This window comes from Amycolatopsis sp. TNS106 (assembly GCF_019330265.1).
GTDB lineage: Bacteria > Actinomycetota > Actinomycetes > Mycobacteriales > Pseudonocardiaceae > Amycolatopsis > Amycolatopsis lurida.
In genome coordinates this window covers 2,538,192-2,551,544 of the sequence record NZ_CP024972.1, presented here as the reverse complement: position 1 = coordinate 2,551,544, position 13,353 = coordinate 2,538,192, and the positions used below count along the sequence as shown (strand labels likewise).

Genomic DNA, 13,353 nt, shown 5'->3' with positions numbered 1-13,353 from the left:
AGTCGCCCAGGGCAAGCGGGGCGAGGCGGTTGAGTCCACCCGTGGTTCCCAAGCGGCTGCTCAGGCGCTCACCGGAGGATTTTGCCGGGGCCGCCGAAAAAACCGCTTGGCCTGGGTCTTCACCCAAGCCAAGCGGCTTCGTCTTCCGGTCGGGCTGACAGGATTCGAACCTGCGACCCCTTGCCCCCCAGTATCGGGATTCTGAACGCTGTGCTCGTCAGCGTTGTTCCTCGTTCGAAGGTCACGACGGCCAGCAAGTCCCACCGGACGTGACCACGACCATGCCCACTGCCTTGAACGTGGCCCGACCGAGTGACCACACCGATACCGGCGCGTGACCGGCTTTGGTGACGGTATTCGACGGACCATGGTGTCGGGGCGAGGGGGAATCAAGATGAGCTGGCTGAGACGTGCCCTTGGCATGGTTCTGGTCATTTCAGTGGTTGCTGGATTGCTTGTCGTGGCGCGGCCGGTTGTGGCGGTCGGATCGGCCGAGATGCCGGACGAACGATCGGCGGTCGCATTGGCCCGCGCGGCGGGTCACCGGGTCGAGGCCGTGAACCTGCGCACGGAGACCGCGCGAACGTTCGCCGCCCCCGACGGAACATTGACTTACGAACAGCATCTCCAGCCGGTGCGGGTCAAGCACGGGGCGGTATGGCGATCGGTCGACACCACACTGCGGGTGCGGCCGGACGGCGCGATCGAGCCGGTCGCGTCGGCGGTTCCGATCCGGTTCTCCCGCGGCGGGGGCGAGCCGTTGGTGCGATTCGGTTCTCAGCAGGCCACGGTGACCTTTCCCGGCGTGTTGCCCAAGCCGGTTATCGACGGGAACATCGCCACTTATCCTCAGGTCTCACCAGGAGTCGACCTGCGGGTCCGTGCCGATCCCGGCGGGTTTTCGTCGGGTTTCACCATCCGGGACGCGCAGGCGCTGAAGAATCTGCCCACACTGCGGAGTTCGGAGGTATCGACGCCCGCAGTGGCACGACCGGATTCCTTCCCGGCCGACGTCGGCGGACCCACCTGGCACTTCGGCCGGTCGGACTGGACCTCGGTCTTCGCCGAGCATCGGGACGTCTCGTACTGGAACGGGGCGGGGCTCGGCAACGACGGGCGAGCCAGGGTCGGTTTCTCCGGAGACTGGGAGCCCAAGGCGGTCACTGTCCGGTCGTACTTCCAGTTCGACGTTTCGCCGATGTTCGGCAAGCACATTCTCGGCGCCGAGGTGAACTTCCAGGGGTCTTGGGGAGCGTCGTGCCAGAAGCACTGGATCGAATTGCATCAGACCCACCCCATTTCACCTCAGACGACCTGGAACAATCAGCCGGTGTGGCCGAGGCACCTCGGTAGTGATGACAGGCCGGTTGGCCGGTCCGGGTGTGAAAACCGGATCGGGTTCGACATGGCACCGTCCGTGCGTGACGCGGTCGTTGCACGCGGCCCGGCCACGGTCGTCCTCAAGGACAGGTACGAGAACAACCAGTACGCGTGGAAGAAGTTCGACAACAACCCCCAGCTCGTCGTCGAGTACAACACGCCACCGGAGGCTCCCGGCGCACTCGGTGTCGGACCGGATCTCGCCTGCGGCGTCGAGCCAAACGAGCCCCATGTCGCGACGTCCACGCCGACCCTGTACGCCACTGCCAACGATAAGGAAGGTCGTGAGCTTCGGGTGCAGTTCGAGTGGCGCGAGCGGTTCAACCATCAGCCACTCGGTTCGCAGGAGACCGTCGATCAGTTGGCAGGAAACAGGTTCAGCGTGACCATTCCACCGGGGCAGTTCGGGGATGGCGGAAAGATCGGCTGGCGTGCCCGCGGTTTCGACGGGATCGACTGGGGGCCGTGGTCGGAATTCTGCGACATCACCATCGACCAGACCCCGCCGGACCGCGAGCCGGTCGTCAAGTCGACGGTGTATCCGGAGAACGACCTCGGCGGCGGCGCGGGTAAGACCGGTCTGTTCTCCTTCGATGCCAACGGGGTCAGCGACGTAGTCGGGTTCGCCTACGGACTGTCCGGCGAGGCCGAGCACTACGTCCAGGCGGTCGACGGCAAGGCCACGGCTCCGGTGACGCCGCCACGTGTCGGTCCGATGGACCTCACGGTGTGGAGCAAGGACAAGGCCGGCAACCGGGCTTTGGTGTTCAAGCGGTACCACTTCCTGGTCGGGGAGGGCGCCCCGGCGATCCGGCACTGGCGGATGGACGGCTATCCGCCGGGCACGAAGGTGCTCGACTCGACCGGTCGTGGGCACGAGGGTGAGTTCGTTCCCGGCCAAGCGGCGTGGACGGCGGGCCGGGTGGACGACGCCCTGCGGTTCAACGGCGTGAACGGTCACGTGTCCATGGGACCGAAGTCCGGCGTGGACACACAGGGGACGTTCTCGGTGTCCGCGTGGGCGCGCCTGGACGAACTGACCGACACCTCGAAGACGGTTGTCTCGCAGGACGGCAACCACGCCAGCGCGTTCTACCTGCAGTACCGCGGCCGGACCAGGCAGTGGGCGTTCATCGCCACCCAACAGGACACCGTGGACCCGGCGACCGACATGGTGGTATCGGCCGCCGAACCGGTGATCGGCGCGTGGACCCATTTGATCGGCGTGTTCGACGGCGCCCAGCGGGAGATCCGGCTTTATGTCAACGGCCGGTTCGTGGGCAGTGCACCGCATCTGGCCTCCGCGCCGTTCCCAGGCCCGGTCCAGATCGGCCGGGCCAAGTGGAACGACGGGTACACCGACCACTGGCCGGGCGCGATCGACGACGTGCGGCTGCATGACCGGATGGTGATCGACGGCCGCAACAACGCAGCCGATCAGGTCAAGGTCGGCAGCGAGGTGCACCAGCTGGCGAACCTGCCCGCACCGGCCGAAGCCGACTGGGCCATGGACGACCTCGGTGTGGACCTCTCTGGCAACTACCGGGAGGCAACATTCTCCGGCGGCTACTCCACTGCTCCGGGCAAGGTCGGCAGCGGAGCCTTGCAGCTCAACGGCGTCGACGGACAGATGTCGACGACCGGGCCACTGGTGCGCACCGACAACAGCTTCACCGTCAGCGCGTGGGTCAGGCCGGGCTCGTTCGACGGCAAGTCGCGGACCGTGGTCAGCCAGGACGGCATTCGCGCGAGCGGTTTCTATCTGCAGTACCACGCCGGATCGAACAAGTGGATGTTCATGATGTCGCCCCGCGACGAGGACAACTTCAAGGCATTCTACGCGTTCTCCGCGCGCACGGTCCAAGTGGATCGGTGGACACATCTGGCAGGGGTGTACGACGCGACGTCGCGGGAGTTGCGGCTATACGTCAACGGCGTGCTGGAGGCCAGCACCCCAGGGGATGTCGGTTGGAACTCGACCGGCCCCTTCCGGGTTGGCCGGGCGATGTGGAACGGCGACCCGGTCGACTACTGGAACGGTGCGATCGACGAGGTTCGCGCGTACTCGGGCGCCCGCACGGACGACCAGATCAGTCAGGAGTTCCTGTCCGCCGAGGCCGAGCGGCCGTTCATCCGTAACGGATTAAGCCGATACTTCGGCCACAACGGCGACCACATCAGCAGCAGCACTCTCCGGCCGACCGGGCATTTCCTGGAAGCCACCCTCGGTACTTTCGCTCCGGCGGGCGCCCCTGACACCGTGATGCTGTACTCGTGCATGAACGGCGCGGACGCGTTCACCTCACCCGACCCGGCCTGTGAAGGAAAACGCAGACTGGGCGTACTCGGCCCGATCTACACCACCGCCCCGGCGGGTGAGCCGGTCACAGCGCTGTACCGCTGCCTGGACCGAGGTGGTGAGCACTTCGACTCGGTGCTCGAGGACTGCGAAGGTGAAACCAGGGAAGCCCGGCTCGGCTATGTCCGTGCTTTCGCGCCGTTGGTGCGTTACGTGCAGCCGGATCACCCCGGCGACCACTGGGCCACGACCGCACTTGTCCCCGCGACCTACCGGCCGGAGGCCACACTCGGCTGGCTCAGTCTCGCCGACCGGCCCGGTACCACGGATGTGTTCTCCTGCCTGGCCGGGACGGACGAATTCACCTCGACCGACAGCGCCTGCGAGGGCAAGACGAAGGTCCAGCATATCGGTCGAGTGTGGACGACAGCCGTTCCGGGGTCGATCGCGCTGTTGCGCTGCGCCACGACCGACTCCGGCGAGCGATTCGTCTCGACCCATCCCCGCTGCGAAGGGCAGCGGATCGACCGGACGCTCGGCTACCTGCTTCGCAACCCCTGATTTCCCTTGGAAACTGGAGGAAATGTGAAACCACACAGACCGGGCTGGGCGGTGAAAGCGACGGTGGCCGTCTTGGTGGCCACCCTCGTCGTCCCGGTTCCCGAGGTACTCGCCCAACCAGGGGCGGCTCCGTCTCCCATCCACCAAGACAGGTCCACTTCGGTCACCAACGTGCCGTTCGCGCCCTGGCAACCGCAAGAACCCGTGGTGACCACGGAGGCGCCGACGGCACCGGTCTCGTGGCCGAAGCCGGGGGACCGGGTAGCGAAGGCGACGTCGTCCGATCGAGCGGCCGGTGGCGTCACCGTCACGGTGCACGACCGGAACATCTCGGCGACAGCCGGGATTACCGGCGTGGTCGTCGACGTCCGCGCCGATGACAGGGCCCGAACGGCCAAGAGCAAGACCACACTGCAGCTCGACTACACGAGTTTCAGCGGCGCGATCGGTGGAGATTGGGCGTCTCGCCTCAAGTTGTTCGCGTTACCGCCGTGTGCGGCGGTGACCCCGGCCAAGCCGGAATGCCAGATCATGACGCCGGTGCCCAGCCGCAACGACCACCATGCCAAGCAGGTCACCGCCGAGGTCGAAGTCAACGGCGAGGGCTCGGTCTTCGCGCTGGCCGCGGACGCGGACGGGGTGGGCGGGGACTACAAGGCCGGCAAGCTGGCCCCCTCCGCCACCTGGCAGGTCGGCACCAACACCGGCAGTTTCAGCTGGAGTCACCCGATGCGCACGCCGCCAGTGCCGGGCAAACTCCAGCCGGAGCTGGAACTGTCCTATTCGGCCGGTTCGGTCGACGGCAGGACTGCGAGCACCAACACCCAGCCGTCGTGGATCGGCGAGGGCTGGGATCTGTGGCCCGGGCAGATCACCCGCTCGTACCGCCTGTGCACGGACGACACCACCGTTGCCGCCAAACGAACCGGCGACCAATGCTGGGCCGGTGATGACTACGTCTCTATTGTCAGCGGCAGCATCTCCGGTGAGCTCGTCTATGACCCAGGCAAGAAGACCTGGAAGGCCGGTAACGACGACGGCTCACGAGTCGAGCGGTTGACCGGTGCGAACAACGGTGACAACGACGGTGAGCATTGGAAGGTCACTTCGACCGACGGAACCCAGTACTTCTTCGGGTCACGCGGCAAGGATGAGACTCAGTCGACGTGGGTCGTCCCGGTGATCGGCAACGACGCGGGCGAACCGTGCCACGATCCGGCCATCAAGGATTTCCGGTGCGATCAGGCTTGGCAGTGGAATCTGGACAAGGTCGTCGACCGGCACGGCAACACGATCCACTACTTCTACGAAAAGGAAGAGAACTCTTACGGGTTCCTCCGCGGCAAGGAGGCCGCCAGATACACCCGAGGAGGCGTGCTCAAGAGGATCGAGTACGGAACGAACGAGAAGGTCAAGGCCCCGGCCCCGGCCCGGGTCATCCTGGACAGCGCGGACCGGTGTGTCCCCGGCCGGGACTGCGGTAAACGCGACAAGGAGAGCTGGCCCGACGTGCCGTGGGACCAGCAGTGCGACAGCGGCACCTGCAAGGACAAGCAATCACCGACGTTCTTCTCGGCCAAGCGCCTGGCGAAGGTGACCACGGAGATCTGGGACGGCGTCAAGTACACCCCGGTCGACTCGTGGACACTCACCCCGTCGTACCCCAACCCCGGTGACGGCACCAGCGCCCAGCTGTGGCTGCAGGAGGTGCAGCACACCGGAATGGTCGGTACACCGGTCAGCAGCCCGCCGATGTCCTTCGTCGGCGTCGCCCGCCCCAACCGGGTCAATGCCCCGAACGACGGTCTGCCACCGGTCAACAAGATCCGGCTCTACGCCATCCGCAACGAGACTGGTGGCGTGCTTCAAGTCAACTGGCTGAAGACCGACTGTGACGTGAACGCGCTGCCGGCACCGGAGAGCAACGGCAACAGGTGCTATCCGGTCCGGTGGCGCCCAGAGGGCTCGGAGGAGAGAACCGACTGGTTCCACAAGTACGTCGTGCGCCAGACGGTGCAGACCGATCAGGTCGGCAGCGCGCCGACTGAGGTCGTGAACTACGACTACGAAGGTCCTGGCGCATGGGCGTACCACGACAATCGGCTGGTCAAGGACTCGTTCCGCGACTGGTCACAATGGCGCGGCTACGAGAAGGTGCTCGTCAGCAAGGGCAATCCGAACGACCCGGTGGTCAAGCGGACGGCGATCCGCTACCAGTACTACCGGGGAATGCACGGTGATCGGCTCAATCGCCAGGGCGGCAAGAAGGACGCGCGGATCATCGACTCGAGCGGCGCCAAGGTCGAGGACCTGCCCGGCTTCAACGGTTTTCAACGGGAGAAGATCGTCTACAACGGACTGAACGGCCCCGAGGTCTCCAGTGAGATCACCGAGCCGATGCGCAGGCACAGCGCGGTCAACTTCGACAGCACCAGGGTGTCGTTCATGGCCCGTGAGGAGCGCAAGGTCACCAGGACCGCGTTGCCCGCAGTGAACGGCAAGCGGGAGTCGGTCGTGCGGACCAAGTATGACGACTACGGCATGCCGATCGAGGTCTGGGACGAGGGTGACGTCGCCATTCCGGCGGATGACCGCTGCTCCAAGACGACCTATGCGCAAAACACGGCGGCGTGGGTCCTCGACGCGGAAAGCCGCGTCGAGGAGGTCCGGGTCGGCTGCGGCACCACCCCGTCCTACCCGAGGGACGCCGTGAACGACGTCAAGACGACGTTCGACAGCAGGGAGCCCGGCCGGGCGTTGCCCGTCCTGATCGAGAAGGTCCAGTCCTACGCGGGCACTACTCCGAACTACATCGAGGAGAAGAAGGCCACCTTCGACGTGTACGGTCGCGAGCTCGATGTGTTCGACCCGCTCAACCGCAAGACGACCACCAGGTTCGAGCCGGAGACCGGCTTGGCCCGGCACGTCGTAGTCACCAACCCACTCGGGCATCAGGTGAAGACCACCAATAATCTGTCGTGGGGCCAGCCGGAGCTGACCGTCGACATGAACGGTAGAAGGACCGAACTGGCCTATGACGCGTTCGGCAGGCTCGCCGAGGTGTGGAAGCCGGGTCGTTCAAAGGACGCGGGCGACAGTGGAAACCTGATTTACCGCTACTCGCTCAATCGCGACAAGGCCAGCTCGGTGGAAACGGAGACACTGACCGCGTCCGGCAGCCACATTCGGTCATTTGACCTGTTCGACGGGTTCCTCCGCGCCCGCCAGACACAGAAGCAGGCGTGGGGCGGCGGCCGGATCGTCACCGACGAGCAGTACGACAGCCGTGGTCTCGCGGTACGCAAGAACTCGCCGTACTTCTCCACCGGCGAGCCGGAGTCGGGTCTGGTCAAGGCGGCCGACAACGAGGTGCCTGGTCAGACGGTGATCGAACACGACGGGGCGGAGCGCGAAACCAAGTCGACGTTCGTCAGCCACAACCAGCCCAAACACGAGACACTCACCCGGCACTGGGGCGACCACACCGACGTGATCCCACCACTCGGTGACACCACGAAGTCGACCTACGTGGACGTCCGGGGCAAGACGACCGAGTTACGGCAATTCAAGGGGCGTGAACCGGTCGGCGAGTTCGATTCGACGAAGTACACGTACACCGAGACCGGCGAGCAGGAGTCGACAACCGATGCGCTGGGCAACAAGCTGTCCAGCAGGTACAACCTGCTTGGTCAGAAGGTAGAGACGAACGATCCCGACCGCGGTATCTCCACAATGGACTACGACCCGGCTGGTCAGCTGCGAAGCAAGACCGACGCCCGGGGCAACAAGCTCTTCTATCGGTACGACGCGATCGGCCGGAAGATCGAGGAACGGACGGGATCGGAGAGCGGGCCACTGATCACCAAATGGGCCTACGACCAGCCGGGGGCGTTGGGGCAACTGGCGTCGTCGACCCGATTCGTCGGAGCCGAGCAATACGTCTACGCAATCACCGACTACGACGCCGAATACCGTCCGGCCCGCACCGAGGTCCGGATCCCGGCATCGGAAACCGGCGTGGCGGGTACGTATGTGACTGGGCAGGCGTACCGAGCGGACGGCAGTCCGGCTTCCACCGTGCTGCCCCAGATCGGAGACCTGCCGGAAGAAACCCTGGTATACGGCTATGACGGCTTGGGTCTGCTGCGCACGCTCAAGGGCGCAGGCAAGGACTACATCTCCGACCTGATCTATACCAAGTACGGCGAGCAGTCCCAGATCCACCAGGGCGGGACCCACAATCACCTGTGGCAGACCCGCTACTACGAGCCCGGCACCCGCCGTGTCGCCCAGGTCTTGACGGAGCGGGAACGCGCGGGGGCGGTGCTGGCCAACGACGCCAAGCTGGGCTACGACCCGTCCGGCAACGTCACGAAGGTGTCCAACAACAGCCGTGAAGACGGGTTGGACGTCCAGTGCTTCACCTACGACCACCTGCGCCGCAACCTCGATGCCTGGACTTCCACCAAGGAGGACTGCGCGGCGGCGGGCAGCAACGTCGGCGGGCCGGGGGCGTACTGGACGAGCTACACCTACGACCGGGTCGGCAACCGCCGGACCGAACGCGAACACGGTCTCGGCGGAGCCAAGGACACGCTCCGGACGTATGAGTACGACGCGGGCAAACCGCACGCGGTCAGTAAGATCGTCACGGCGCTGCCGGATGGTACGGCCAAGGAGGATGGTTTCGGATACGAGCGGAACGGCGTCACCAACCACCGTCCGGGCCCGGACGGCAAACCGCAATCCCTGGCGTGGAACGAGGAAGACAGGCTCACCACGGTGACCACCGAGGGCAAGACCTCTACCACGATCTACGACGCGGACGGCAAACCGTTGATCGTCCGGGAAGCGGGCACCACGACCCTGTTCCTCGCCGGCGGAGAACTACGCGTCGACACCGTGAACGGGACCAAGTCGGCTGTCCGGTTCTACAGCGACGGCACCAGCGACATCGCCGTCCGCACCGAGGACAAGGTGGCGTATCAGGTACATGACCAGCAGGGCACCCCACTCGCACTGATCGACAGCGGCACTCTGGTACCGAGCCGTCGCCTGCTCGACCAGTTCGGCGAGCCGCGCCGGCAAGACCCGGTGACCTTCCCGCGGAGCAGCGGCTTCGTCGGCGGAACCAGGAACGACACCACCGGCCTGACCAAGCTCGGGGTGCGCGACTACGACCCGTCGACCGGTCGCTTCCTCTCGGTCGACCCGCTCGCCGAGCCGGCTAACCCGCAGCAACTCAACGGGTTCGCCTACAGCAACAACAACCCGGCGACGTTCAACGACGCCTCCGGTATGATCTGGGAGGATTGTTATTACGATCCCGCCTCCTGCAAAGAACCCGAACCCGAGGTCATCCACGGTGTCGTGGCCAACGCCCAGGCCGCAACGAAGAAGAAACACAAGCTGGACGCATACGTCATCAAGCGGATCACTCCGGTCAAGGGTAAAGGGATTCAGATCTTCCGTGCCTTTATTCCCGAAGAGCTCGCCCTGATGGGTCTTCTTGTCGGAGACAAGAGAGGCTACTCTCTGAAGCCGGACGAACCCTTCCGAATGCGGATCGTCATCGATTGGGAAGCAGGCGAAGTCAGTTTCACCGTGGCCCACTCCAAGTTGTCCATCGGTGGGGAGATTCCGGCCCGTCCGATCAACCCGTCGATCAACGTGGGACTATGGGGTTCGTACTTCTACACCGGGTTGGCCAACCATTTCAAGGTGCAAGAGGAAGCGCCGGGAAAAGTGAAGATCGACTTCAAGGGTATCAACAGTGTTATCCCGCACTGCTGCTACACGAAGGGCACATTGAGTGTCGATGTCACGAACGACGACACGAAGGTCTCGATGAAGGGAACTCCGTATCCCAACTTCGAGGGGATTCAGTACCGGCCGGGTGAGCGCCCGAAGTTCGTCGCCACGGCCAGGTGGCGAAGCGGCGCCGCATCGGACCTGGTGGCTCCTGACCGGTATCAGCGCTGGGTGAACGGCTATCCTCAGGTGAGGTAGCCACTGGTCCTGACGATGGTCGGCGTCTCGGAGGCAAGGCCCCTTTCCTTGTGATTACCGCAAGGAAAGGGGCCCTCGGGTTTTTCAAGCTGACAGTTCCGCGAGGTAGCCGCGTACGGTGTCCGCTGTCGGATCGGCGAGCAATTCGAGCATCTGAAGGGCTTCTTCCCAGAGATCTGCGGCATCGATCGGGTTGTCGTTGTCCTGAGCGGCACATCCCAGTGCGACGAGCGCCGAGGCCAGTTCGAACTGATCGCCGCATTCACGAAGGGCGGTCACCGCCTCGGTGAGGCAGGCGAGGGACTCTTTGCGGTCTCCGAGACACCGATGTGACAGACCGAGATGGTGGAGCGTAACGCCTTCGCCCCACCGTGAGCCGGACTCACGATGAAGTCGCAACGCCGCGGTGCAGAAGTCCAGTGCCGCCTCATGGTCACCCGACATCCGGTGCGCGCCTCCCAGGCTGTTCAGTGCGACCGCCTCACCCCAGGCGTCGCCGAGCGCACGCCGGGACTCGCACGACGCACGGTAGCGGCTGACCGCGTCGCCGGACCTGCCAGCCGCGATGGCCACATCACCCAAGCTCTGCAGGATCGCGCCCTCACGCCGACGATCACCTAGGTCCCGGCACAGCGCCAGCGCTTCGCGGAGGGTGTTCTCACCTTGCTTGTACTGTCCGAGCCAGTACTGCAGTGTGCCCATACCGTGCAGGACCCGCGCTTCGGCGGCCAGTGCGTCGTCGGCGGCTCGCTCGCTTTGCCCGGTCGGTGGCCGACCAGTGGTCCCGGGGCGGTACAACTGTTCCCAATCGGCGATGGAAACCCGGGCCTCCGGCGTCTCGGCCGCGCGGGAGTCATGGTGGAGCGTCAGGCTGAGGCTGTCGTGGTCGACGTGGCACCAGTCCGCGAACTCCGTGAACCCGTCGAAGGTGCGGACGAATCCCTTCGGCACGCCCAGCTGGCCGGCGTCAACCCGGCTATGTGGGAAGAACCGCCGATGTGCGGCCGCCATGGTGCGCAGGTAGTACTCCAAGACTCTCGATTGGGCCTGTCTGCGCAACGGTCGTGGTTCGAGTGCGAGGCCTCGTTCACGGGCGTACGAGCGCAGCAGATCGTGGAATCGGTACCGGCCTGCCACATCGGCTTGGAGAAGGCTGGTGTCGGTCAAAAGATCCAACTGCTCATCGGCTTCGTCGGGTGAGGTAGCGAGGATCGCGGCGGCTTCGAACCGGTCCAGATCCGGGCCCAGGTGCAGGCTCAGCAGGTGGAAGGCTTGCCGGGAGACCGGGGGAAGACGGTGATACGAGACGCCGAATGCCGCGGCGATGCTGCGATCGCCCGCCCGCAGGCGCGGCATTATGGTGCGTTCACCGCGCAGCCGGTTTCGCAGCCGTGTCAGCGGCCAGGAACGCGACAGACGGGCGCCGGCGAGCCGGATGGCGAGTGGCAGTGCGCCACACAAGCGCACGATCTCGGCGATCACCGCCTGATCGGCGTCGGCACCGCGGCCGGCCGCGATCCGGGTCAGTAGCAATCCACCGTCCTCAGGCGGAAGAGGGTCGATAGTGAGATGATGTACGCCGTCGATGCCGAGCAGCCGATGACGGCTGGTGATCATCACCGCGCAGTCCGGTCCGGCAGGCAGCAACGGTGCGATATGGACGTTGTCCGCCACGTTGTCCAGCAGCACGATCACTCGCCGCCGGGCCAGCGCGTTGCGCCAGAGCGCGGCGCGTGTCTCGACCGTCTCGGGCATCGTTCCGGTCGGAATGCCCGCGGCGCGAAGCAACGCGTAGAGGGCGTGAGACGTATCCATCGGCTGTTGCCCGGGAGTGTGTCCGTGCAGGTCAAGATAGAACTGCGCGTCCGGATATCGTTCGGTCAGCAAATGCGCGACGTGTACTGCGAACGCTGTCTTGCCGACGCCCGCCATCCCGTCTATCGCGATGACGACGGGCGCGTTGTGATTCCGCTTCGTTGAAGCGATGTCCATGACGTGGGACGTCTCAGTGCGCCTGCCGGTGAAGTCCGCGAGGTCGGCGGGTAACCCGTGATGACTGACTACCACGGGATCTTGTCGGTCAGCATTCTCAACACCGCTCGATTCTTCGCGCCGGCTCTGCGTGACAGGTTCATTCTCAATGGACGCGGAGTGGTTCAGCGATGGATCAGAGGCCAGTATCTTAGCGTGGAGCTCTCGCAACTCGTGGCCAGGGTCGACACCCAGCTCGTCCGAAAGGATTCGGCTTACGGTCCGGTAGGCGTCCAATGCCTCACTTTGCCGACCTGTTCGATACAGTGCCAGGATCCGTTGTGACCAGAAGCGCTCCCGCAAGGGGTAGGTCGTAGTCAGTGCGTGCAGTTCGGTCAGCGCTTCTCGCTGTCTGCCCAGCAGGAGGTCCAGATCCAGCCGCAACTCGACTGCGGCGAGCCTGCGTTCGGCGAGTCCAGGCGTGAATTCGGTGTGCAGAAGGTCGGATGGGACGTCTGACAGCGCTTCGCCCCGCCATAGGCCCAGCGCTTCATCCAGGAGATCGGAAGCCTGCCTGAGCTCGCCTTTCGCGACGCTCTTCCGGGCATTGTCAGTGAGTGCGCCGAACCGGAACAGATCGATTGCCTGTCGTTCGACTTCGATCGCGTAACCTTGTGAGCTGGTGACGATCAGGGCGGCTTCACCGAGACTTCGACGGAGCCGCAGTACGTAGTTCTGCAGCGTATTGCGTGCTCCGGCGGGGGGATGCCCACCCCAGAGCCGGTCCAGCAATACCGGCGTGGAAACCATCTGCCCGGCGTCGATGAGCAGTGACGCCAGCAGCACTCGGTGTTTTCCCGCTTTGATCAGAATCGGCTCGGTGTCGCGCTGCACTTCCAGCGCACCGAGCAACCCGAATCGAAAACTCACGAATTCCCCCAAGAAGCACCGTCGAGATGGCGTGATCTCCGCCGATCTTCTGCAAGTGACCTGGACGTTACCGGGGCGCGAGCTGTCGTGGCCATCGTCCTTTGGAAGGATAGGGCCCGGAATCGGTGCTGGCGGGGTACGTCATGGAAGTGTGAACAGGGCAGGGCCCCGGGGCGATGCGGGCGCGGTTGATTCCCGTCCAG

At 64.9% G+C, this 13,353-nt stretch carries 3 protein-coding genes; 2 read left to right on the top strand and 1 reads right to left on the bottom strand.

Translation table 11 applies throughout. The features are described from left to right. Window positions 1-460: 460 nt before the first annotated feature. Both CVV72_RS11460 and CVV72_RS11455 read left to right on the top strand, forming a co-directional pair. On the top strand, window positions 461-4,240 hold the full coding sequence (locus tag CVV72_RS11460) for a LamG-like jellyroll fold domain-containing protein (RefSeq protein WP_219152415.1): 3,780 nt from the start codon (window positions 461-463) through the stop codon (window positions 4,238-4,240). A gap of 24 nt (window positions 4,241-4,264) precedes the next feature. After that, window positions 4,265-10,249: an RHS repeat-associated core domain-containing protein gene (locus CVV72_RS11455; protein WP_219152414.1), complete on the top strand. Its 5,985-nt coding sequence runs from the start codon at window positions 4,265-4,267 to the stop codon at window positions 10,247-10,249. A gap of 84 nt (window positions 10,250-10,333) precedes the next feature. Here the strand turns inward: CVV72_RS11455 and CVV72_RS11450 are convergent, their stop codons facing one another. Continuing rightward, on the bottom strand, window positions 10,334-13,162 hold the full coding sequence (locus tag CVV72_RS11450; protein ID WP_219152413.1) for an AfsR/SARP family transcriptional regulator: 2,829 nt from the start codon (window positions 13,160-13,162) through the stop codon (window positions 10,334-10,336). Between the last annotated feature and the right edge of the window lie 191 nt (window positions 13,163-13,353).